General features: G+C 67.2%; 18 protein-coding genes. 13 read left to right on the top strand and 5 right to left on the bottom strand.

Features of this window, described 5'->3' with window-relative positions:
* Positions 1-29 precede the first annotated feature (29 nt).
* The 3 genes from LuPra_RS23110 (at position 30) to LuPra_RS23100 (ending at position 3,775) form a co-directional block, all read left to right on the top strand.
* Entirely contained in the window at positions 30-1,055 is a 1,026-nt protein-coding gene (locus LuPra_RS23110) for an ABC transporter substrate-binding protein (RefSeq protein WP_157899565.1), read from the top strand.
* Between the two features lie 90 nt (positions 1,056-1,145).
* On the top strand, positions 1,146-2,642 hold the full coding sequence (locus LuPra_RS23105) for a sugar ABC transporter ATP-binding protein (protein ID WP_110172940.1): 1,497 nt from the start codon (positions 1,146-1,148) through the stop codon (positions 2,640-2,642).
* Between the two features lie 170 nt (positions 2,643-2,812).
* Positions 2,813-3,775 carry an ABC transporter permease gene (locus LuPra_RS23100; protein WP_110172939.1) on the top strand — a complete coding sequence of 321 codons (963 nt, stop codon included), beginning with the start codon at positions 2,813-2,815 and terminating at the stop codon, positions 3,773-3,775.
* A 75-nt stretch (positions 3,776-3,850) separates the two neighbouring features.
* On the opposite strand, the gene LuPra_RS23095 is transcribed toward LuPra_RS23100, so the two are convergent.
* The gene (locus LuPra_RS23095) at positions 3,851-4,762 is read right to left on the bottom strand and encodes a hypothetical protein (RefSeq protein ID WP_110172938.1); all 912 of its coding nucleotides are present in this window, start codon (positions 4,760-4,762) and stop codon (positions 3,851-3,853) included.
* Between the two features lie 183 nt (positions 4,763-4,945).
* Positions 4,946-5,734 (bottom strand): NIPSNAP family protein, encoded by a 789-nt coding sequence (locus tag LuPra_RS23090; protein WP_110172937.1) that lies wholly within the window; start codon positions 5,732-5,734, stop codon positions 4,946-4,948.
* Between the two features lie 221 nt (positions 5,735-5,955).
* Here LuPra_RS23090 and LuPra_RS23085 point away from each other — a divergent pair, with 221 nt between their 5' ends.
* The 8 genes from LuPra_RS23085 to LuPra_RS23050 all read left to right on the top strand — a co-directional run bounded on the left by LuPra_RS23085 (position 5,956) and on the right by LuPra_RS23050 (position 17,532).
* Positions 5,956-6,912, top strand: a complete 957-nt coding sequence (locus LuPra_RS23085; RefSeq protein WP_110172936.1) for a substrate-binding domain-containing protein — start codon at positions 5,956-5,958, stop codon at positions 6,910-6,912.
* A gap of 151 nt (positions 6,913-7,063) precedes the next feature.
* On the top strand, positions 7,064-8,551 hold the full coding sequence (locus tag LuPra_RS23080) for a sugar ABC transporter ATP-binding protein (RefSeq protein WP_162271478.1): 1,488 nt from the start codon (positions 7,064-7,066) through the stop codon (positions 8,549-8,551).
* A complete protein-coding gene (locus LuPra_RS23075; protein ID WP_110172934.1) occupies positions 8,548-9,543 on the top strand; it encodes an ABC transporter permease in 996 nt (331 codons plus the stop codon). The genes LuPra_RS23080 and LuPra_RS23075 overlap by 4 nt, the downstream gene beginning before the upstream one ends.
* 213 nt (positions 9,544-9,756) lie before the next feature.
* Positions 9,757-12,456, top strand: a complete 2,700-nt coding sequence (gene acnA / locus LuPra_RS23070; protein WP_110172933.1) for an aconitate hydratase AcnA — start codon at positions 9,757-9,759, stop codon at positions 12,454-12,456.
* Between the two features lie 211 nt (positions 12,457-12,667).
* Positions 12,668-13,726 carry a tRNA epoxyqueuosine(34) reductase QueG gene (gene queG, locus LuPra_RS23065; RefSeq protein WP_110172932.1) on the top strand — a complete coding sequence of 353 codons (1,059 nt, stop codon included), beginning with the start codon at positions 12,668-12,670 and terminating at the stop codon, positions 13,724-13,726.
* A gap of 97 nt (positions 13,727-13,823) precedes the next feature.
* Positions 13,824-14,384 (top strand): YqgE/AlgH family protein, encoded by a 561-nt coding sequence (locus tag LuPra_RS23060; protein ID WP_110172931.1) that lies wholly within the window; start codon positions 13,824-13,826, stop codon positions 14,382-14,384.
* Between the two features lie 425 nt (positions 14,385-14,809).
* On the top strand, positions 14,810-15,304 hold the full coding sequence (locus LuPra_RS23055) for a (2Fe-2S)-binding protein (RefSeq protein WP_110172930.1): 495 nt from the start codon (positions 14,810-14,812) through the stop codon (positions 15,302-15,304).
* Entirely contained in the window at positions 15,301-17,532 is a 2,232-nt protein-coding gene (locus LuPra_RS23050; RefSeq protein ID WP_110172929.1) for a xanthine dehydrogenase family protein molybdopterin-binding subunit, read from the top strand. The genes LuPra_RS23055 and LuPra_RS23050 overlap by 4 nt, the downstream gene beginning before the upstream one ends.
* A gap of 63 nt (positions 17,533-17,595) precedes the next feature.
* On the opposite strand, the gene rsgA is transcribed toward LuPra_RS23050, so the two are convergent.
* Positions 17,596-18,690, bottom strand: coding sequence for a ribosome small subunit-dependent GTPase A (rsgA, locus tag LuPra_RS23045; protein WP_110172928.1), 1,095 nt, complete (start codon positions 18,688-18,690; stop codon positions 17,596-17,598).
* Positions 18,691-18,715: 25 nt separating this feature from the next.
* Between rsgA and LuPra_RS23040 the strand changes: the two genes are divergently transcribed.
* Positions 18,716-19,312, top strand: coding sequence for an ECF-type sigma factor (locus tag LuPra_RS23040; RefSeq protein ID WP_234800519.1), 597 nt, complete (start codon positions 18,716-18,718; stop codon positions 19,310-19,312).
* Positions 19,309-21,030 (top strand): serine/threonine-protein kinase, encoded by a 1,722-nt coding sequence (locus LuPra_RS23035; RefSeq protein WP_110172927.1) that lies wholly within the window; start codon positions 19,309-19,311, stop codon positions 21,028-21,030. Before LuPra_RS23040 ends, LuPra_RS23035 begins: the two co-directional genes overlap by 4 nt.
* Positions 21,031-21,065: 35 nt before the next feature.
* Here LuPra_RS23035 and LuPra_RS23030 read toward each other — a convergent pair whose 3' ends face one another.
* Together LuPra_RS23030 and LuPra_RS23025 are read right to left on the bottom strand one after the other, a co-directional pair.
* Entirely contained in the window at positions 21,066-21,893 is an 828-nt protein-coding gene (locus LuPra_RS23030; protein ID WP_157899562.1) for a BPSS1780 family membrane protein, read from the bottom strand.
* Positions 21,894-23,990 carry a S9 family peptidase gene (locus LuPra_RS23025; RefSeq protein WP_234800518.1) on the bottom strand — a complete coding sequence of 699 codons (2,097 nt, stop codon included), beginning with the start codon at positions 23,988-23,990 and terminating at the stop codon, positions 21,894-21,896.
* Positions 23,991-24,088 lie beyond the last annotated feature (98 nt).

Genomic DNA, 24,088 nt, shown 5'->3' with positions numbered 1-24,088 from the left:
GCCGAATGGCCAAGGCCGAGAGGATACGAATGAACGTGCGCTTCCAACGTGGTGTGATGGCGCTGGCTCTCGCGGTTTTGCTCGCTGGCTGCAGCGATGGCGGCAAACCGGGCACGGTCGGCAAGGACCTCAAGGCTGTCGGCGGGCTGCACGTGGCGGTGATCCCGAAAGGGACGACGCACGAGTTCTGGATGAGCATCCACGCTGGCGCCATCAAGGCGCAGAAGGAGTACGAGGCGCAGGGCGTATCGGTCCGTCTCACCTGGAAGGGCCCGATTCGCGAGGACGACCGCGAGCAGCAGATCCAGGTCGTGGAAGGATTCCTGAGCCAGGGCGTCAACGGCATCGTGCTCGCCCCGCTCGATGCGAGCGCGCTGGTGCGTCCGGTCCAGGAAGCGAAGGGCGCGGGCATTCCCACGGTGGTCATCGACTCCGCGCTGGCGTCCGGCGATGCGGTCAGTTTCGTCGCCACCGACAACGAGAAGGGCGGTTCGCTGGCCGCCGATCGGCTGGGGATGCTGCTGGGTGGCAAGGGGCGCGTGCTGCTGCTTCGATACCAGGAAGGGTCGGCGAGCACCGAGGCGCGCGAGAAGGGCTTCCTCGATCGCATGAAGGCGCAATACCCGGCCGTGCAGATCGTCTCGGCCGATCAGTTCGCCGGCCCGACGCGCGACACGGCCAAGCGCGCCTCGGAGAACCTCCTCAATCGCTTCGGTAACCAGGTGGAGGGCATCTTCACGCCGAACGAATCGTCCACGGCCGGCATGCTGCTCGCGCTGCAGGATGTCGGCAAGGCCGGGCAGATCAAGTTCGTCGGCTTCGACTCGAGCGAGGCGTTCATCACCGCGATGCGCAACAAGCAACTCGATGGCGTGGTGCTGCAGAACCCGTTCGAGATGGGATACCAGGGCGTGAAGACCATGGTCGCTCACCTGAAGGGGCAGGCCATCCAGGCCCGCGTCGACACTGGCGTCACGATCGTCACGCCGGACAACCTCGACACCGAGGCCTCGAAGGCGCTGCTGAATCCGCCCTTGTCGGAATATCTGAAGTAGGCTCAGGTCTCAGGTCTCAAGCTTCAAGCTTCAAGCTTCAAGCCTCAAGCCTCAAGCCTCAAGCCTCAGGTCGAAGGCCGAAGGCCCGCAATGATGCTGACGCTGACCGACATCAGGAAGCACTTCGGTGCGACGAGGGCGCTCGATGGCGTCACGCTCGCGGTCCGTCCCGGGCGCGTCCATGCGCTGGTGGGGGAGAACGGCGCCGGCAAGAGCACGTTGATGCACGTGCTGGCTGGCGGGCTGCGTGCCGATGCCGGAACGATGACGATCGGCGACGCGCCGTACACGCCGGCAGGGCCGCTCGAGGCGCGCGAGGCCGGCATCGCACTGATCCACCAGGAACTCTCGCTCTGCGATCACCTTACGGTGGCCGAGAACATCCTGCTCGGCCGCGAACCACGCCGCGGCGGGCGCTACGATCGCGCAGCCGCGCGATCCGAGGCCGCGCGCGTACTCGCGCCGTTCCACCATCCGGAGTTGCATCCCGATCGCGGCGTCGGGGATCTGCCGATTGCGGCGCGACAGGTCGTCGAGATCTGCCGCGCCGTGTCGGCGCAGGCACGCGTGGTGCTGATGGACGAGCCCACGAGCAGCCTGCCGCGCGAAGACGTCGAGCGGCTGTTCGGTCTCATCCGGCGCCTGCGATCGGATGGCGTCGCGGTGGTGTACATCAGCCACTTCCTCGAGGAAGTGCGAGCCATCGCCGACGATCTCTCGATCCTGAGGGACGGCCGCACGGTCTGGACGGGCACGGCGGATGCGCTCACCGATGCGCAGATCATCAGCCACATGGTCGGGCGCGACGTGGCCGAACTCTTCCCCACGCGCGAACATCTCCCTGCCGACACGATCCGCCTGGACGCCGCGGGGGTGTCGGTGGGCGGCCGGGTGCGGGACGCGAGCCTGCGCGTGCGGGCCGGCGAAGTGCTCGGCATCGCTGGACTCGTCGGCGCCGGCCGCACCGAGTTGTTGCGCGGGCTGATGGGCCTCGAGGATCGACCCGTCAGCGGCCGGCTGTCGGTGGACGGCCATGTCGTGTCGCTCGAGAGCCGCACGCCGTGGACACGGCTGGCGGCAGGGCTCGGCTACCTGAGCGAGGACCGCAAGGGCGAGGGACTCACGCTGCCGATGTCGCTTGCCGACAACCTGACATGCACACGGTACGCGACCGTGAGTCGCCGTGGCGTCATCGACGGCCGGGCGCAGCGCACACAGGGGCAGCGCTGGCTCGAGCGACTCAAGGTCAAGGCCCGGACGCCTCTGCAGGCCGTGCGGACCTTGTCGGGCGGCAACCAGCAGAAGGTCGCCCTCGGGCGATTGCTCCACCAGGAGGCGTCGGTGTGGTTGCTCGACGAGCCCACCCGCGGCGTCGACGTCGGCAGCAAGGTGCACCTGTACGAGGCGATCGCGGCGGCCGCCGATGCCGGGTGCGCGGTAGTGATCGTCAGCTCCTACCTGCCTGAATTGTTCGGCCTCTGCGACTCGCTCGCGGTGATGAGCCGCGGTCGCCTCACGTCGTCTGCGCCGCTGTCTGCATGGACGCCGGAGTCGGTGATGGCGGCGGCAATTGGAACAGCACAATGAAATTGCAGAATTGCAGGAATTTCAGAATTGCACCGCCATCGCGAGTCGTCGAACCTTGGCGACCGTTTGCTTGTTCCTCGGGGCGTGGCAGCGGAATGGTGCTGGGCGCCTGTTCGACGTGCCTGTCACACTGCAGGAAATTCTGAACTTCTGAACTTCTGAACTTGCCAATGTCCTCAACGTTCCGCGCGCGGTTGTCCGCCCTGGCCCCGGTCCTCGGCCTGGTGTTAGTCATCGCCGTGTTCGCGATGATGAGCGATGATCCGGCGCAGTACCTGTCGCCGCGCAACCTCCGCATCGTCCTCGCCCAGACCGTCATCGTCGCGCTTGGCGCGATTGGCATGACCTTCATCATCATCAGTGGCGGCATCGACCTCGCCGTCGGATCGACCATCGCGCTGGCGGGCGTGGTCACCGCACTGGGCGTACGGGATGGCTACGCGCCGATCGTCGCCGTGTCGGCCGGCGTGGTGACGGGAGGGCTGGTGGGGATCGTCAACGGGCTGGCGATCACGCGTCTCAAGGTGTTGCCGTTCATCGGCACGCTCGGCATGCTCGGCATCGCCCGCGGCGTCGCCAAGTGGCTCGCCAACCAGCAGACCGTGAATGCACCGGAAACCTGGATCAACGAACTCGCCGTGACGTTCCCCACGCCATCATGGCTGCTCGTGGCGCCGGGCGTCTGGATCTCGGTCGTGCTCGCCGTGGCGGCCACGTTCCTGCTCCAGCAGACCGTCTTCGGGCGTCGCGTGTTCGCCGTCGGCAGCAACGAGGCGGCGGCCCGGGCCTGCGGCGTGCAGACCGATCGGCTGAAGGTCTGGATCTATGGCCTGGCGGGGTTGCTCTTCGGGCTGTCGGGGGTGATGCAGATGTCCCGCCTGCGCCAGGGCGACCCCACGGTCGCGATCGGCACCGAACTCGACGTGATTGCCGCCGTCGTGATCGGCGGCGGCAGCCTGGCGGGCGGAGAGGGCACGATCGCCGGCTCGCTGATCGGCGCCCTCGTCATGGCGTTCCTCCGCAACGGCAGCCAGCAGATGGGGTGGCCCAACTACGTGCAGGAGATCATCATCGGCGTGATCATCGTGCTCGCCGTTGCCGCCGATCGCGCGCGCCGGGCGAGAGCGACTTGAGCGTAGGGCGATAACCCCTGGCCTCGTTCGAGGAGGTGACGGGCCGCCGGCGCGGGCGCGTGTTCGGCGAGCTTCTTAACGTTGGGCAGCGCCGCGCCCTTCCTTGTCGCCCATCGACGCAGCGTTGTCCAATGTGCTGCACGTCGCGTCTATGTGCGACCGACACATCAATGTCGGCATGGCACTTCGCGAGGATTCCTGGCTGGCGACCAGGAAGACCTCCGGGGCCTCGCCAAGTTCGGTCGGGCGCAACGGTGACATGAGCTCCAGTCGTTCGTGAACGAGAGGACTCCCAGGTGCTCCGTGGAGCCACAATCGCAATGCCTTGTCGTTGTTGGCGGCTTCGGGATTGAATGGAGCAGGCTTGGTCAAGGACCTGGCGGCTGCGCTGAGAGGGACTTCGACCCAGCCTCGTTCCTTGCGCAGTTCTCTGATCCGTGCCGCCGCCAGGCTATATCCTTCGTCATGTACCTTCATCAGCGCGTCCATCGCCTCGGCCACGTTGGAGACGTTGACGTCCTGGTGGGGTTCCTGGCGCTCGATGACTGTCCGCAGGAGACGAAAGGTCTTGGGCGCCACGATGATCTCGAGAAATCGGTCCGCGTAGTTCGCGTACAGCGGCAGCAGGTCGGTGACGGCCTGTGGGCCTACCAGGACACGCCACAGATCGGCGTGCCGACGAGTCCCCGCGAGATCGGCGATATTGCGGGCACCAATTTTGAGCGCAAGTGTCGCGCGGTGCGCCCGAACGAACTCCCGTGTTCCTTTGAAGTCCTGGTATTGGGCGCCGGTGAACTCGACTGGTGTGCCGGGCGTGATGAAGCCGGCGGCTTTCATGAATGCCGCATGGACCACTGTTTCGACCATCGCGACCGAGCGGCCGACAGCATGTCGGTGGAGGTTGGACAAGTCGAAGTGTCCCAACCGGGTCGACGTCGCATTCCCGATGCTTCCAGCGACAGCCCCGACATACCTGCGGTCGGCCATTAGCGCACCATACTGCAATTCGTAGGGCCACGGCGTCGGCCGCCGGCGCCGACGCACCGAGCTGGGTCATGCCCATGCGCAAGGACTCCTCGGCGCTCAGGAGTCCTTCATCTGACTACAATAAGCCCCGCAATTGGGCCCACGTCCTGGAGTCTTCGCAGGGTGGCGATAGCACTTCCCGTGTCACACCTGTGACCAGGGCTGCGGCGCGAGGTAGGTCGAGGTCGCGCCCGACATGATCGCCGCGTCCTTGTACTCCTCCTTCTGCGACAGCACCTTCCAGTCGGGATCGTTTCTGAATCCGTTCCACTGCGTCTCGCGCTCGGTCATGCTGGCGTAGGCGAGCATGTACTCGAACTGCGGCAGGCGCACGCCGTAGATCGACTGGCCGAAGAACACCGGCCGGAAGCCGACCTTGCGGAAGATCGCGAGTTCGCCGCCACTGTCGAACATCTCGATCTTCTTCAGGCTTGCGGCCTCGCTCGGCCCCTCGTAGCGCCGCAGCTCGAAGACCCGCGGTTTGCTCGTGTCTGGCACCTGCAGTTGCGGCATCGCCTCGAACGCGAGCAGCAGCGAACTCTCGATGCGATCGAAGGCCGGGCGATCCGCGGGGGCGTTGAAGAACGGCTCGGCAGCCTTCACGTACGCGGCGTCCGCGGCAAGGCGCCGGCCCACGCCGACGGCCGACTCCGCCGACGCGTGCGGAATCAGCACCACTGCCGTCGGTGGCTCACCGGTGGTCACGTCGAACATGCCCACCGGCCCCAGGCCGAGACGGCCCAACGCCGGCAGCAGGGCATCCTTCAGGTAGGCGCGAGTCGTATCGCGCATGTAGCCGACGCGGATGCGGTAGCGGCGCAGCTCGTAGAACTGCCGCGTAGCAGTACCAGGTTGCCCCGCAGCGCCGGCACCGCCAGCCAGGGTGACTGCCGAAGCGGAGGTCGAAGCATGGATGAAGTCGCGTCTGGTCATGACGGCTAAGTCTCTGCGGTCGCGTCGCTCTGTTCAAGTCCTGACCCTCGAAGCGCCTCCGACGCCGACGCCCAGACTCCCGACGCCCCGATTCCCTAATCCCGACTCCCGACTCCCGACTCCCGAGCCTTTCCTATACAATCCGCCCTCGCTGGCATCCATGGCCGTTGTGACGACGCGTGTGGCGTCGCGCTGGCCGGAAGGCTGGCAGGGGACTCCCAATGCGACGACTCGTGCTCTTCCTGTGTCTCGGCGTGCTCACGGCAGCCTGCGGCGGCGGTTCGGCGCCCGACCCGGCGGCCCCGAAGATGCTGCGCTTTGCTGTCATTCCGAAAGCCCTCGACATCCCGGTCTTCAACTACGCGCGCATCGGCGCCGAGCGCAAGGCCAAGGAACTCGGCAACATCGAGGTGATCTGGCGCGCACCCGAGTCGGCCGACCAGCTCCGGCAGAAGGAAGTCCTGGAGTCGTTCATCTCCCAGCGCGTCGACGGCATCGCCATCTCGTGCACCAACGGCGACTTCCTCGCGCCGGTGATCGACAAGGCGATCGCCGCGGGCATCCCGGTGATCACCTGGGACGCCGACGCGCCGACGTCGCAGCGGATGGCGTACTACGGCGTGGATGACTTCAAGGCCGGGCAGCGTCTCGCCACCGAGGCGCTCACCGCGCTGGGCAACAAGGGCAAGGTCGCGCTCATGACGAGCCTGGGCGCCTACAACCTCCAGCGCCGGCTCGACGGCGTCAACGACATCCTCAAGCAGCAGCCGGGGATCACCATCGTGGAGACCTTCGACGTCAAGGAGGACATCGTCCGCGCCGGCGAGGTGATCGCGACCGCGACCAATCGCTACCCCGATCTGGATGCCTGGATCTCGGTCGGCGGCTGGCCGATCATGACGCGCAACGCGCTCGAGCCGGTCGACACCGCCCGGACCCGCGTCTTCAGTTTCGACACGATCCCCCCGGCCCCCGAACTGCTCAAGGCCGGCAAGGTCCACACGCTGGTGGGGCAGAAGTACTTTGGCTGGGGCAGCGAAGCCGTCCGACTGCTGGCCGAGATCAAGGCCGGCCGCATGCCCCCGCAGAAGATCATCGACTCGGGTGTGGACGTCGTCAACCGTGCCAACGTCGACCAGTACCTGACGGAGTGGAACAAGCTCGAGCGGGGCCAATAGGGGCCCCGTCGTCGGCCTTCGTCAATCGGCCTTCGGCCTGCGTTCAGCCGCCTGTCCTCTGTCCTCGGTCCTCCGTCCTATCCTCCCTCCTCCCTCCTCCCTCCTCCCTCCTCCCTCCTCCGTCCTCAGTCCTGATACGATGCCCGACCTCATGAGTGCGCTGGCATTCGAGGACGTGAGCAAGGCCTTCGGTGGCGTGAAGGCCTTGCGCGGCGTGACCCTGTCGGTGGCGCCCGGGGATGCGCACGCCCTGATGGGTGAGAACGGCGCCGGCAAGAGCACCCTCATGAAGATCGCGGCCGGCATCCACCGGCCCGACTCCGGGCGCCTGTTGTACAAGGGGCAGGTGTTGGACCTTGTTGCGCCGCGCGCTGCGCTGGCTGCCGGTATCGGCCTGGTCCACCAGGAAACGCTGCTCTTCCCGAATCTCGACGTCGCCGAGAACATCTTCGCGGGTCACGAGGTACGCCGTGGCTGGTTCGTCGATCGCCGGGCCATGCATGCGCGGTCCGCTGAACTGCTCGCACAACTGCACCTCGACGTGGATCCCGCGACGATGGTGTCGCGCCTCAGCGCGGCGCAACAACAACTGCTTCAGGTCGCGCGGGCGCTCGCGTTCCACTGCGAGGTCCTCATCCTGGACGAGCCGACCACCTCCCTCACCGACTCCGAGGTGGACCACCTCTTCGCCGTTCTCGAGCTGCTCCGCAGCCGCGGTGTCACCCTCATCTACGTGTCGCATCGCATTCCCGAAGTGTTCCGCCTGTGTCGCACCGTATCGGTGCTTCGCGATGGCCAGCACGTCGGGACCTGGCCGCTCGAGGGCAAGTCGGCGCACGACATCGTCCGCGCGATGGTCGGGCGCGATCTCGAGACGGGCCACGGTCAGGGCAAGGTTGGCGAGGCGGTGCGCCTCGACGTGCGTGGACTCGCTCGACATCCCCATTTCCGTGGCGTCGACGTGCAGGTTCGCGAGGGCGAGATCGTCGGGCTGTTCGGACTCATCGGCGCCGGCCGCACCGAGGTCGTCGAGACCATCTTCGGCCTGCATCGTCCCGACGAGGGGACGATGCGCGTCGATGGCGAGTCGTTCGCGCCGCATGCGCCTGCCGACGCGATCCGTCGTGGCGTCGTGCTGCAGCCCGAGATGCGTCAGTCGCAGGGGCTCTTCTTCAACCTGCCGATCAGCGAGAACCTGCTGCTGGCGAGGGAAGCGGCACGGAACGGTTGGATGCGCCAGCTCGGGCGTGAACGCGGTGAGTGCGAGGCCCTGCTTACGCGCTGGGGCATCAAGGCGGCCTCCATCGACGTGCCGCCCGACAGCCTCAGCGGCGGCAACCAGCAGAAGGTCGTGCTGGCCAAGTGGCTCGCCACGGCGCCCAGGGTGCTGCTCCTCGACGAGCCCACCAAGGGTGTGGACGTAGGCGCCAAGCACGACATCCACCATCTCATTCGACAGGAGGCCGCCCTCGGCATGGGCTGCCTCGTTGTCTCCAGCGACCTGCCGGAGCTGCTCGCGCTCGCCGATCGCATCGTCGTCCTCAAGCAGGGCCGCGTGCAGGGCGAGGTGCCGCGCGGCGCCACCGAGGAAGACGTGATGCAACTGGCCACCCGCGCTGAGGAGACCGACGCGGCATGAGTGTCGCCACCCTTGCCACCCCGCGCTCGCGCTGGGCCAACCTGCTGCGTACCCGCGAGCTGAGCACGCTGTTCATCCTGCTCGCTGAAATCGCGTTCTTCGCGTGGTATCTGTGGCCCGACGGCGGTGGCCGTCACCCGTTCGTGAACGCCGAGAACGGGCTGCTGATCCTCAAGTACTCGGCCATCTACGGCATCGCCGCCGTCGGCGCGTCGATGGTCATCATCTCGGGTGGCGTCGACCTCGCGCCCGGCGCCGTCATCGCGCTCACCACCGTCATCCTCGGCCACCAGTACCTGGAGAGCCAATGGTCGCTGCCGGCCTCCATCCTCGCGGGCCTGGGCGTCGGCGTGCTCGCCGGCGGGCTCAGCGCTGCGCTCGTCGTACTCGTGCGGCTGCCGCCATTCATCGCCACGCTCGGCGTGATGGGCATCACCCGCGGGCTCGCCTACATCGTCACCGAGGGACGATTCTTCGACGTGTCGGCCCGCATCCCGCCGAAGTGGGCGCCGCTCGGCGTGCCGCTCGACTGGATCGCCCCGATCGTCATGGTCGTGCTCATGGTGGTCTTCCACCTGTTCATGCGGCATGTCCAGGCGGGACGCGCGGTTTTCGCCGTTGGCGGCAATGAAACCGCGGCACGCTACACCGGCATCCGGGTCGGGCGTATCAAGACGATGGTGTACGTGGTGTCGGCGGTGCTCGCCGCGCTGTCTGGCGTGATCCTGGTGCTCGGGCAGGGACAGGGCAAGGCCGACCTGGCGACGGGGTACGAACTCGACATCATCGCGTCGGCCGTCATCGGCGGCGCCAGCCTCTCGGGCGGCCGCGGATCGGTCATCGGCGCGGTCCTCGGCACCCTGATCTTCGGCGTCCTCCGCAACGCGCTGCCACAGATTCCCGGCGCCACCTTCTACGACCGCCTGATCGTCGGCCTCGTGGTGGTCGTCATCGTGGTCGTGGACCAGCTGCTCGCGCGGCGCCAAGAATAGGCGCCGCGCGAGAAAGTCAAAAGGGCGAAAAGGACGAAAAGAGTACAAGGCAGAATCGAAGGCAGAAGGAGAGAAGCTGGAAGGCCTTTTAACCTTTGTTCCTTTCTCCTTCAAAGGTTGCTTCCTTCGATTCTGTCGTTTCGCCCTTTTGGCGCTTTTTGCCCTTCTTATCTTCAGCCGCCGATTCGCGGTTTTGATACGATCGGCGGCTGTATGTCCGACTCCTTCAAGACGCGCCGCACTCTCACGGTCGGAAGCGAGACCGTGCACTACTACAGCCTGCCGTCCCTCGAGGCGGCCGGGTTCCCCGGGGTGGCGACGCTGCCGTATTCGCTGCGCATCCTGCTGGAGAACCTGTTGCGCAAGGAAGACGGCGCGTTCGTCAAGAAGGAGGACGTCGCGACCCTTGCCGGGTGGGACGTCAAGGGGGGCGCCCAGCGGGAGATCGCGTTCATGCCCGCCCGCGTCCTGCTCCAGGACTTCACGGGCGTCCCGGCCGTGGTCGACCTCGCGGCCATGCGTGACGGCGTGGTCAAGCTGGGAGGCGATCCGTCCCGCGTGAACCCGCTCCAGCCTGTGGAACTGGTCATCGATCACTCGGTTCAAGTCGACCATTTCGGACAGGGCGACAGCTTCGCGCTCAACGTCGATCTCGAGTACCAGCGCAACGGCGAACGCTACGAGTTCCTGCGCTGGGGCCAGAACGCGTTCTCGAACTTCCGTGTCGTGCCACCGGGCACGGGCATCGTCCACCAGGTCAATGTCGAGTACCTCGCGCGCGTCGTCTGCCGCGAGGACGTCGACGGGCAGACCCACGTGTTCCCCGACACCCTCTTCGGCACCGACTCGCACACGACGATGGTGAACGGGCTCGGTGTGGTGGGGTGGGGCGTCGGCGGCATCGAGGCCGAGGCCGCGATGCTCGGCCAGCCGTCCTCGATGCTGATTCCGGACGTCGTCGGCTTCAAGCTCACCGGCAAGTTGCAGGAAGGCATCACCGCGACCGACCTGGTGCTCACGATCACCGAACGCCTCCGCAAGCACGGGGTGGTCGGCAAGTTCGTCGAGTTCTACGGTCCCGGCCTGAGCCACCTGACCATCGCGGACCGCGCGACCATCGGCAACATGTCGCCCGAATACGGCTCGACGATCGCGATCTTCCCGATCGACGACATGACGCTGGACTTCCTCCGGCTCACCGGCCGGTCGGCGTCGCAGGTGGCGCTGGTCGAGGCATACGCGCGCGCGCAGCAGCTCTATCGCACCGAAGAGACGCTCGACCCCGTGTACACCAACACGATCGAACTCGACCTCGCCACGGTGGAGCCCAGCCTGTCGGGACCGCGTCGTCCGCAGGACCGCGTGCCGCTGAACAACGCCAAGGCCTCGTTCGGTACGTCGCTGGCGGCGATGCTGGCCGAGCCGAAGAAGAAGGGTGGCGGGGGCGGAACGGCCGCCGCACTCGCCGTGCATGCGCCGGCGTGGGCGGCCCAGGTCGATCACGGCGCCGTCGTCGTCGCGGCGATCACGAGCTGCACGAATACCTCGAACCCGAGCGTGATGATTGCCGCCGGCCTGGTCGCGAAGAAGGCGGTGGAGAAGGGCCTGACGAGCAAGCCCTGGGTGAAGACGTCGCTCGCGCCCGGCTCGCAGGTCGTGACGGAGTATTACGAGAAGTCCGGGCTGAACACCTACCTCGACGCCCTGGGCTTCAACCTGGTGGGCTATGGCTGCACGACGTGCATTGGCAACAGCGGTCCGCTGCCCGACGACGTCGCGGCGCTGATCGACGAGAAGGATCTCGTCGTCTGCTCGGTCCTGAGTGGCAACCGGAACTTCGAGGGACGCATCCAGCCGCAGGTGCGCGCGAACTATCTCGCGTCGCCGCCGCTGGTGGTCGCGTACGCGCTGGCCGGCAGCATGACCGTGGACATCACGAAGGAGCCGCTCGGGAGGGATCAGGCCGGCAAGGACGTGTACCTGAAGGACATCTGGCCGACGCAGCAGGAAGTGCAGCAGACCATGCTGGCGGCCGTGCAGTCGGAGATGTACCAGCGCCGCTACGCCGACGTGTTCAAGGGCGACAAGCGGTGGCAGGCCCTGCCCGCGCCGCAGGGCGATCGGTTCGCGTGGAAGGACGCCTCGACCTACATCGCCAACCCGCCCTACTTCGAGGGCATGACCCTCGAGCCGGCGCCGATCACCGACGTCTCCGGCGCGCGCGTGCTGGCCCTGCTCGGCGACAGCGTCACGACCGATCACATCTCGCCGGCGGGATCGATCAAGGCCGACAGCCCCGCGGGCAAGTACCTGATCGCCCATGGCGTGCAGCCGCGCGACTTCAACCAGTACGGCGCGCGTCGCGGGCACCACGACGTGATGATGCGGGGCACGTTTGCCAACATCCGCCTGCGCAACCAGATCGCGCCGGGGACCGAAGGCGGGGTCACGCTCTACCTGCCCGGTGACGAGCAGATGAGCATCTTCGATGCCTCGATGAAGTACCAGGCGGCGGGCGTGCCGCTGATGGTCATCGCGGGTAAGGAATACGGATCCGGCTCGTCACGCGACTGGGCGGCCAAGGGGACGCGCCTGCTCGGCGTGCGCGCGGTGATTGCGGAAAGCTTCGAGCGCATCCACCGCAGCAACCTCGTCAACATGGGCGTGCTGCCGCTGCAGTTCAAGGATGGCGAGAGCGCGGCCAGCCTTGGCCTGAATGGTCGCGAGGTGTTCGACATCGCGCTGGCGCAGCTGCAGCCGCGCGGCCAGCTGGCGATCACGGCGAAAGCCGAGGACGGCCGCATCAAGACCTTCACGGTGCGTGTACGGGTGGACACACCGGAAGAGCTGAACGCGTACCGGCATGGCGGCATTCTTCCGTACGTGGTTCGCCAGTTGGTGAAGAAGCAGTAGCTGGCTCACCACGGCGGGAATGCCGAAATGCCGAATGCCGGAATGTCGAGTGCCTGCCTCAGGAGCTTGAGATTTCAGCAGTGACGGAAGGGTAGCGCCGGGCTGTCCCAGCCCGGCGTTCCTGTCTCGCCACGATCCGACCCAGATGTCTTTCCGACGGCCGAAGGCCGAACGACGAAGGCCGGTGATGTTTTCGTGCTGAAGGCCGGCAATGCTCTCCCTTGATGCACTGAGAGCGCACGCACTGACGCTCGGGTTCGACCTCTGTGGCGTCGCACAGGTCCAGCAGGTGGCGCGGCTGGACTACCTGCGCGAGTGGGTGGCCAAGGGCTACGCGGGCGACCTCCACTACGTGATGCGCAGCGCGGACGCGCGCATCGAGCCGGAGCGCGTCCTGCCCGGGGCCCGTTCCGCGATCGTGACCGGCACGATCTACCACACCGAGGCGCCGCTCTCGCGCGATCGCGAGGCGCCGGGAATCGCGAACATCGCGCGGTACGCGTGGGGCGAGGACTACCACCAGGTGCTCGGACGCCGGCAGCACCTGCTGATCGGCTGGTTGAAGGAGCATGCCGATGGCGCATTCGACGCGGTCGGCTACGTCGATACCGGCCCGGTGCAGGAGAAGGCGCTCGCCGCCGCAGCGGGGCTCGGGTGGATCGGCAAGCACACCTGCCTGATCAACCAGGAACTCGGCTCATGGCTTTTTCTGTCGGTGATCCTCACCACGCTGGATCTGCCGGCCGGCAGCTCCGTGCCCGATCGCTGCGGGACCTGCACGCGGTGCCTCGATGTCTGCCCCACCAACGCCATCGTCGAGCCCTATGTCGTCGACGCGACGCGGTGCCTGTCCTACATCACGATCGAGTCGCACGAGGGCATCGCGCCCGCGCAACGCGACTGGGTGGGCTCGCAGGTCTACGGATGCGACCTCTGCCAGGACGTGTGCCCCTGGAACACGGGTGTCACGGTCACCGAGGATCCCGTGTGGGTCGCGCGGCCGCTGTGGAACCAGGCAACGCTCGCCGGGTTGTGGCGCGCCACCGACGAGCAACTGCAGGTGGCGATCAGGCACAGCCCGATGTATCGCACGAAGGTGTGGCGGATCCGTCGCAATCTCGCACTCGCGATCGCTGCCAGTGGCGACCCTGCGGCCCACGCCGCCCTGTTCGAGCAGCGCGACCCCGTGATTGATCCCTCCCTCGCGCACGCCGTGGTGATCGAGCATGTGGCGTGGGCACGAACGCGGATTGAACAATTGCGAAGGTAGGGCCGGTTGTCCCCTGGCCGCCGAAGCCTTGGCGGAGGCGGCCAACCCGGCCAAAAGGGCCGCGCTCGGAAAGCGGGCCCTACCGTAGAATCTACCAATGCGCGCGCAACGGGAGTCCTCGAGCCTGGCGCCCACCCTTCTCCTGTCCATGCCGCAGATGCTGGACGAGAACTTCGAGCGGACGGTCGTGCTGCTCTGCGATCACTCGGCCGAGGGTGCCTTCGGGCTGATCCTCAACCGCCCGACGACGACGGCGGCGGCCGAGGCCGTCGCCTTCGATCCGCCGATCGAAGTCCACCAGGGCCCCCTGCTGTGGACCGGCGGTCCGGTCGAGCCGCAGCGCGGGTGGATCCTGCTCGGGCAACCCGTCGACGAGGACGCCCAGACGCAGATCGCACCCGACCTGTACATCTCGACGTCCATCGAACTGCTCCGGAAGGTCATCCAGGAGACGCCGGTGCGGACGCGCGTGCTGACCGGGTACGCGGGCTGGGGTCCAGGTCAGCTGGACCAGGAACTGGCCGCATCCGCGTGGCTCACGGTCGACGTCGATCCGGTGCTGATCTTCGACACGCCGGCCGACGAGATGTGGGACCAGGCGCTACGCCGGCTCGGTACCGGCCCGGGCAGCCTGCAGGTGGGGCAGGGCGTTCATTAACGCCTGACGCCTGACGCCTAACGCTTAACGCCTTAGGCCCACCGTCAGCGCGCCGAACGCCCAACACAGAGCCGGTCGACCAAGGTCGACCGCTGCATCACAGCGGGGCCCCGTCGTCGGCCGCGCGATCTGCCTTCGACATTCGCGGCCTTCCGGCATTCCAGCATTGATGAAGCGCCCAGCGTTGAGTGTTCGTGTAGGCGTCGAGCTTGCTCGACGCGCTGCCGCCACCGGTCGATGATCCAGCACGCGTAGCTGCCGATCTTCAGGTCGGCAGACGGTGACGCCGACGCGTCAGTCCACGTGCGTCGACCTGAAGGTCGACGCCTACTGCGTCCACTCCGGTTTCGACACTCGCGGCATTCGCAGCATTCCGGCAATACTTGGCGAGCCTGTTCGTGCCGTCGGGCTAGAATGAGCCCTCCATGACTCAGCCGTCCAGTCCTGCCACCTCGGTGGTCCGGTTCTCCGTCAACGGGGAAGCGCGCACGTTCGAGGGCGATGCCCAGACGCCGCTCCTGTGGGTCCTGCGAGACACGCTCAAGCTGACCGGCACGAAGTACTCGTGCGGGATCGGGCTGTGCGGCGCCTGCACCGTCCACATGGACGGGCAACCCGTTCGCGCCTGCGCCACTCCCGTGTCGAGCGTGGCGGGCAAGAAAATCGTGACCATCGAGGGACTCGCGCCCGCGGACGACGAGCATCCCCTGCAGACCGCCTGGAAGAAGCACCAGGTGCCGCAGTGCGGCTACTGCCAGAGCGGCCAGATCATGCAGGCGGCCGCGCTGCTGGCAACGCGGCCCAACGCAACCGAGGCGCAGATCGAGACCTACATGGAGCCGATCCTGTGCCGGTGTGGCACGTACCAGCGCATTCGTGCCGCCATCAAGGACGCGCAGGCGGCCGGGAGGCAGGGATGAGCCCGGTGCTCTCGCGTCGCGCGTTTCTCGGAGGCACTGCGGCGGCCGGGGCCTTCGTGCTCGGCACCCGCCTGGTGCCGGTGTCGGTGTTCTCGCAGGACGCACTCGCGCAGGGACCCTGGGAGCCCGGCGTCTATCTCGCCATCCTGCCCGACGGACTCGTGCAGATCGTCGCGCACCGCTCCGAGATGGGCACCGGCATCCGCACGTCGCTGCCTCTCGTCGTGGCCGACGAACTCGACGCCGACTGGGCGCGCGTGACAATCGTGCAGGCCCTCGGCGACAAGAAGTACGGGTCGCAGAACACCGACGGCTCCTGTTCGATCAAGGACTTCTACGAGCCGATGCGCGTCGCCGGCGCCACCGCGCGCACGATGCTCGAACAGGCAGCCGCGAAGACGTGGAACGTACTGGTTGGCGAAGTCGCGGCCCGCAACCACGCGGTGGTCCACGCGAGCAGCGGCAGGTCGCTCGGCTTCGGCGCACTCGTCGCGACCGCCCGCACGCTGCCCGTCCCTGACGCCGCTTCGCTCCAGTTCAAGAAAGCCGAGTCGTACCGTTACATCGGCAAGCCCATTCCCTCTACCGACCTCGACGGGATCGTCAAGGGACAGGGCATCTACGGCGCCGACGTCGATCGTCCCGGCATGGTCTTCGCGTCGATCTCGCGGCCGCCCGTGCTCGGTAGTGCGCTGACGGCGGTCGACGATGCGGCGGCGCGCAAGGTCGCCGGCGTGACCGATGTCGTCAAGCTGCCGGAAGCGAAACCGCCGTACATGTTCAAGGCGCTCGGCGGCGTCGCGGTGATTGGCACGAGCACGTGGGCGTCGATGCAGGGCCGCAATGCGCTGAAGGCGACATGGTCGGCGAGCCCGAATGCGTCGTTCGACTCTGCCTCGTTCCGCACGATGCTGATGGACATCGTCAAGACGCCTGGCAAGGTCGAGCGCGAGCAGGGCAACGTCGACGCGACGATCGGCACGGGCACGACGCACGAGGCGACGTACTACACGCCGATGCTGGCGCACGCGCCAATGGAGCCGCCCATGGCGGTCGCCGAAGTGCGGGGCGGCAAGGCGGAGGTCTGGACCTGCACGCAGAACCCGCAGGCGGTGCAGGATACCGTCGGCGACGCGCTGGGCATCCCGCCGGCCGACGTGACCTGTCACGTCACGCTCCTCGGTGGCGGGTTCGGCCGCAAGTCCAAGCCTGATTACGCCGCCGAGGCGGCGCTACTTGCCAGGCAGGTCGGCAAGCCCGTGAAGGTGGTGTGGACGCGGGAGGACGACCTGCAATTCGACTACTTCCATGCGCCATCGGCACAGTACCTGAAGGCGTCCGTGGGCACGAGCGGCCTGCCGAACGCCTGGCTGCAGCGCACAGCGTTCCCGCCGATCGGGTCGACCTTCGACGAGAAGGAGCGATACGGCAGCTTTCAGGTCGGCATGGGGTTCACCGACATCCCGTATCCGATTGCGAACCTGCGCGTGGAGAACAATCCCGCTCCGTCACCGGTCCGTATCGGCTGGCTGCGGTCGGTCGCGCACATCCATCATGCGTTCGCCGTCCAGAGCTTCACTGACGAACTCGCGGCGCTCGCCAAGGCGGATCGCGTCGAGTACCTCCTGAAGCTGATTGGGCAGCCGCGTGTGATCGACCTCGCCGCTGAAGGTGTGAAGGGGTTCAAGGGCGAACCGAAGCATCCGTTCGACACGGCGCGCCTGCGCCGGGTGATCGAACTGGTCGCGGAGAAATCCGGCTGGGCGAAGAAGCCGGCGGCGCCGGGTCGCGCGCTCGGCATCGCTGCGCACTACAGCTTCTACAGCTACATTGCCGCTGTCGTCGAGGTGGAGGTCAACGCTCGCGGACAGGTCACGATCCCGCGTGTCGACATCGCCGTCGATGCGGGCACGATCGTCAGCCCGGACCGCGTCGTGGCGCAGTTCGAGGGCGCGGCGGTCTTCGGCACGAGCATCGCGCTGCTCAGCGAGATCACCGCCTCGGGCGGGAAGATCGATCAGAGCAACTTTGCCAACTACGTCCTCGCGCGGCAGGACAATGCGCCGAAGCAGGCACACGTGCACGTGGTCCAGAGCACCGCGCCGCCTGCCGGCGTGGGCGAGCCCGGTGTGCCGGTGATCGCGCCGGCGATCGCCAATGCGATCTTCGCGGCCACGGGTCAGCGGATGCGGGAGCTGCCCGTCCGCAAGGTGTCGGGTAGAGCGTGATGTCTCAAGTCTCAGGTCTCAGGTCTCGAGCCTGACGGAAGCCTGAGACCTGAGCCCTGAGACCTATTTGTTCCTATCTGCGTACAGCTTTTTTAGCGCCTTCGACGCGACCCGTCCCTCGCGGCGGCGTTCCGCTGCCGCCTTCAGGTCGGCTTCCTCGACCGGCTTGCTGGTCACTTCCTTGCGAAGGCGCAAGTAGTTGGCGTGCCGTTCGGCCGCGACGCGACCTTCCGCGACCGCCGCCTTCACCGCGCACTCGGGTTCGGTGTCGTGCGTGCAGTCACGGAAGCGGCAGTCGATGCTGAGCGCCGTGATGTCCTCGAAGGCATCGTCGAGCCCCGTCGAGACATCCCAGAGCTGCAATTCGCGCATGCCTGGCGTGTCGATCAGCAGGCCACCGCCAGGCAGGATCACGAGCTCGCGGTGCGTCGTGGTGTGCCGGCCTTTGCTGTCGCTCTCGCGGACCTCTGCGGTCCGTTGCACGTCGCGGCCAATCAGGCGATTGATCAGGGTCGACTTGCCGACGCCCGATGATCCGAGAAACGCCGCTGTCCGCCCCGGACCGATGTGGCCGCGCAAGGCGTCGAGTCCCTGCCCCGAATGGGCGCTGACCAGTTCGACCGGGAACTGGCCGGCCACGGGACCGAGTTCGGCGCGGACCTGGTCGACGTCGCGAGGCAGGTCGGCCTTGTTGAGCACGACGACCGGTGAGGCACCTCCCTCGAGTGCGGCGAGCAGGTAGCGTTCAATGCGGCGCACGTTGAAGTCGTGATCGAGCCCGCTGACGAGGAACACCACGTCCACGTTGGCGGCGACGACCTGAGCCTCGGTCGTGGTCCCGGCGGCCCTGCGCACGAAACGACCGCGACGCGGGAGGACCTCGACGATCCGGCCCATCTCCTCGGCCGGTGCGGCCGGTCTCAGCGCGATCCAGTCACCCACGGCCGGAAATGCCTCGCGCGATTCCAGCTTGTGCCGTACGCGTCCGGTGACGCGCGCCAGGACCTCGACCTCGCCCGTGTGCACGCGATAGATGTGCTGACTTTCGAGGACGACACGCGCCGGCAGGCTGTCCTCGCCCTCAGGGCGATGCGCCTTCCACACCTCGATCCAGCGGGCATCCCATCCCAGGGTCTCGAGCGTCACATCGCCTGTCATGCAGGGACAGCTTAGAACAGAAGGGATGGGCTCCCTGCTGCTGACGACCCACTACAATGCCGCGATGGCCGAGCAGGAGCCCGAGGGACCGCGGTCGCGGGGGCAGGAGGCCCTGGATGCCGTGTGGCCGGAGGTCTACCAGGAACTGCGCCGCCTGGCCGGCCATTACGTTCGTGGCGAGCGGCCGGATCTGACCCTGCAACCCACCGCCCTCGTGCACGAGGCCTACGTGCGGCTGCTGCGCGAGGCCAACACGTCGTGGCAGAACCGCGCGCACTTCAGCGCCATCGCCGCCAATGCGATGCGGCAGATTCTCGTCGAGCAGGCCCGCGCTCACAAGGCGCTGAAGCGTGGCGGCGATCACTTGCGGGTCACGCTCGTTGAGGATGCAGCCGCATCGCCCCAGGGTGATCCTGACGTCGAGGCTCTCGACGAGGCGCTCGAGGCGCTGGCGGCACTGGAGCCTCGCCAGGCCCGCCTCGTGGAACTGCGGTACTTCGGCGGGCTCACGATCGAGGAGGCGTCCGTGGAACTCCATGTCGCGCCGGCGACGGCCAAGCGCGACTGGGCGCTTGCCCGCGCCTGGCTGCGTCGACGACTCGAGGCGCACGGCGACTCGTGACCGCGGCGCAATGGCAACGCGTCACCGCGCTGTTCGGCGTAGCCCGCGCGCTGCCAGACGGTGAGAGGGCAGCATTCGTGACGCGTGAGGGCGCCGACGATCCCGTCGTGTGCGCGGAGGTCCTGTCCCTGCTCGAAGCCGACCGCGAGGACGCCTTTCTCGAACGTGGCGCACCGGTCCAGCCGGCCGACCTGCTGGACGAAGCGGGCGGGCACGCGTTCGAGCCCGGCGCGTCGCTTGGTCCCTATCGCATCGAGCGCCTCCTGGCACGCGGCGGCATGGGCGTCCTCTATGTCGGCGTCGACACGCGCCTCGGTCGCCGTGTCACGCTGAAGGTCCTGCCGGCGGCAACGGCGCGCGATCCGCGAGCCCGCGCCCGTCTCCAGCGCGAGGCACGTACCGCGGCGCAGTTGCGTCACCCTCACATCGTTTCGGTCCACGCGCTCGAGGAACTCGGCGACACGCTGGTGATCGTCGCCGAGTACGTCGAAGGGCCGACGCTGGCCGAAGTGCTCCGCGATCACGGGCCGCTGGATCGTGCGCGCTGGCACGCGCTCGCCCGAGCCCTGGCGTCGGCGTTGGCCGCCGCGCACGCCGCGCAGGTGATTCATCGCGACGTCAAGAGCAGCAACATCGTGCTCGGCGCCGACGGACTGCGTCTCGTCGACTTCGGGATTGCGCTGGCGCAGGCCAACGGCGGCGACACACGGCTCACGCGTGCGGGACAGTCCGCCGGTACGCCGCTCGCGCAGGCACCCGAGCAGCTCGAAGGCGGACCAGCGACGATGTTGTCCGATCAATTCGCGTTCGGGCTGGTCCTGTACGAAGCCGCGAGTGGCCGGTTGCCGTACGGCGATGGCCCGCTCGCGGGCGTGTGGGCCCGCATGCTGCGCGATGAACCGCGGCCCCTGGCGGCCGTTGCGCCGCAGCTGTCGGTAGACGATGTCGTGCTCGTGCATCGTTGCCTCGCGCGGCGGCCCGAGGATCGATTCGCGTCGATGCGCGATGTGATCGACGCGTTGGATGCCTCACCGTTCCACGATAGGGACCGCACTTCTGGTAAGGACCGCCCTTCTGGGAGGGACCGCTCTTCTGGTGAGGACCGCTCTTCTGGTGAGGACCGCTCTTCTGGTGAGGACCGCTCTTCTGGTGAGGGCCGCGCTTCTGGTAGGGACCGCTCTTCTGGTAGGGACCGCTCTCCGAGCGGTCCATCACCGGATCACGCGCCTGACCCTCGGACGCACGACGGCAGCGCACCTCGCGGAGATGGACGGCTGGGACAGCCGTCCCTACCAACGGTGACGGTGACATCGAAATGGTGGGACGTGCACCAGGCGGTCACGGCGGCGCTCTATATCGGCTTGTTGTGGCCCGGATGGCTCGTCGTCACCACCCTGCCCGATCGCTGGCGAGCGCTCGCACACCTCGCGCTGGTCTGCCTCGCGGCCATCGCGACGTCCCTGCGGCTTCACCTGTGGTTCAGCGCGCGACATTACCCCGACCCGATCGCGGCGACGCGTCGAAGTTGGTGGCCCGTGGCTACTGGCATCGACGTGCTCTACGCGGGACTGCTCGGCGGCACGGCACTCGCTGCGGCCGACGTTCGCCTTGTTGCCGCCGTCGTCACCGCCGGACTGGCGGTGTGCCTGCTCATGGCCTCACTCGTCATCGAACCCGCCACACGTCGCGCCACCACGCTCACCGACTTGAACAAGTGACAAGGGAGAGGGAAATAGTCTCCCTTGTCCCTTGATCAGGTGTTTGTGCCGAAGATGTCCTCGTAGCTGGCGTACATCGCGCCCCATGCCGCCGGTATCATCGGCAGAAAGCAGAGGCACGCGAAGAGGGCCGTCCCGCCAATGGCGACGAAGGCGACCGGGCCTGCCTGCTCGCCGCGAGCGACGGTCAGGAGGATCGCGGCGATGAGGGGCGATATGACGACCAATCCGACCCCCAACAGCACGAGTCCGTACACCGTGAACGCGCCGACGTTCGTCCATCCGGCGTGCAGGCTTGCCTTGAGGGCCTCCAGCGCCGGGACGTCGTCGAACACGACCAGCGCAGGAGCGAACCACACCATTAGTGACAAGAGCATGACGGCGGCCATGACCACCAGCGCAATCACGACGCCGACGAGCCCCACGCCGACCAGGGACGTGGCGCTCGCGCCGGAGTTACCGACGGCAAACGCCGACAGCAGCGTCCCGCTCAGCGCGAGCAGGGTGATGGGGACCATCACGATGAGCATCACAAGCACGCTGGCCGCCAGGTACAGCGCACCGACCAGTGCGAGCGGTTGCAGGCGCGGCGCCTCGAAGCCGTTGAACAGGTAGCGGACTTCCAGTGGCTGCCCCTGGCGAAGTGCGCGGCACCCGAGCATCAGCCCGCCGGCGTGAATCGGCACGACGACGCTCCAGAGCATGCCCGCGAACGGAATGATCGAGAGCACCACACCCATCATCATGAACAGGATGGTGATGCCGATCCACACTGCCGGGGAGGCGGCGAAGATCTCCACTCCTTCGTTCGCCCACTGCAACCCCTGCCCGGCCGCTACCACCCGGGGCGCGCGCGCAACCACCTAACGCGCCTCGCTGGTGGTCGGTGTCGGCTGTTTTGGCGTCGTGGCTGGTGCGCCCTTCACATACGTGTCGAACCACTGCACCCACTGCTCGAGGCGATGGCGCCGGTAGCTGGGCCGGGTGATGCCGTGGAACTGACCCGGATAGATCACGAGGCGGGTGGGCGTGCCCACCGACTTCAGCGCCTGGTACATCTGCTCGCTGCCAATCGCCGGGACGTTGAAGTCCTTCTCGCCAGCCATGAACATCGTCGGTGTCTTGATCTGTTCGACCTTGAAGAACGGGTAGGACACCTTCATCCAGCGGTCCATGGTCTTCCACGGCTGGCCCATCTCGTTCTCGTACTGGACGATGTACTGATCGGTCCCGTACATGGTGAGCTGGAGCGAACTGCCGGCGCCGCTCACCGCGCCCTTGAAGCGCGGATCGCTCGCGATCGTGTAATTGGTCAGGATGCCGCCGTAGCTCCAGCCGCCGATGCCGAGCCGCGCGGGGTCGGCGATGCCTTCCTTGATCGCCCAGTCCACGCCGGCCAGCAGGTCCATCACTTCCTTGTTGCCCCAGTCGCCGAAGATGGCTGACTGGAAATCCTGGCCGCGGCCGTGGCTGCCGCGATAGTTGACCTGCAGCACCGCGTAGCCATTGGCCGCGATCCATTCACGGTCGAACATGAACCCGAACGTGTCCTGCCCGTTGGGGCCGCCATGGATGTGAAGGACGAAGGGCAGCTTCGACGCGCCCGTGACGCCGGGCGGCAACGTCAGCAGGCCACCGATGCGCACACCGTCCTTGTTGGTGAACTCGACCGGCTTCACGGTCCCGAGCGTCAATTCCTTCGCCATCCAGTCGTTATGACCGGTCAGCTTGCGAAGGGCGCCGTGGTCGAGCGCATAGACCTCCTCGGGCTGCGTCGGCGTACTCATCGTGACCGCGAAGTTGCTGTCGGCGGGGCTCTCGGCAAGGGCGCGCACCACCTGCTGGCCCTTCGTGACACGCGTGATCGGGCCGCCCGCCGCTGGCACGGATGCGACGTACACCTCGCGATCGTCGGCGACGACGAACGTCACGCGAGCACCGTCCTTCGACCACACGGCGTCGCTGACGGGACGATCGAGTGTCGGCGTCAGGAGCGTCGCGGCGCCGCCGGCGGCCGGTACCACCGCCACGTGGAACTGTTCGTAGGCGTCTAATCGCGGATCGCCGCCTTCCATGTACAGCAGCTTCTGGCCGTCGGGGCTCCATGCGAGTGGCTCGCCGTGGCGCGCGACTTTCGCGCTGAGCTGACGCGGCGTCGCCCCAGCGCGCGCCTCGACCACGTACACCTCGCGGACGGCCGACTTCTCGCGCATCGCCGATCGCGCGCTCAGGAAGGCGATTTGCGTGCCGTCGGGCGACCAGGTCGGCGCGGTGTCGTCGAACGCACCCGACGTCAGGGCAGTCGTGGCACGACGTGCGATGTCGAAGAGATACAGGTGCGTCCGCAGCTTGCCGTCGACGTAGCCGACGCCATCGCGCTTGAACTTGAACGTCTCGATCTCGATCGGCTTCGGCGCGCGATCGGGCTTGTCTTCGGCCGCGGCGGGATCGACGTCGCGTGATGTCACGACCAGCTGGGCGCTGTCAGGCGACCACGCGTAGTCGGAGACGCCACCGACCACGTCCGTGAGCTTCTGCGCCTCGCCACCGAGCCGGCTCAACGTCCAGACCTGGGCCTTCTTCTTCTCGTCCTGGCGAACGAAGGAAATCCACTTGCCGTCCGGACTCCATTTCGCCGCCGACTCGGACTCGCCCGTCGACGTCAGGCGCAGCCGCTCGCTTCCATCCCATTTCGCCATCCAGATGTCGTTGTCGCTCTTGTCCGTGGCGACGTCGACGGTGCTGACACCGTAGGTCACCCAGGCGCCGTCAGGGGAGCGTTGCGGATCGCGCACGGACACGATGCGATCGACGTCCGGTACCACGATCCTGCGCGGCGCGGCGGCCGGCTGGGCCGTCGCCGGCGCTGCGGGCGTCGTCGGCGAAGGGGTCTGAGCGGCGATCGGCGCCACGACCGCAAGGGCGATCACACCAGCCATCCAGGGACGGTGTACGCGCATCGAGAGGGTCATCGGGAGAGGGTTCCTTTCCACGGTTGCCCGCATTGTCGCTCAGGTTGGGAGGGAATCGCGGAGCGACCCAACCGGCGCGACCCGCC

Source organism: Luteitalea pratensis (assembly GCF_001618865.1).
Taxonomy (GTDB): Bacteria; Acidobacteriota; Vicinamibacteria; order Vicinamibacterales; family Vicinamibacteraceae; genus Luteitalea; species Luteitalea pratensis.
The sequence above is the reverse complement of the archived record's forward strand: the minus strand, read 5'-3'. Positions and strand labels throughout refer to the sequence as shown.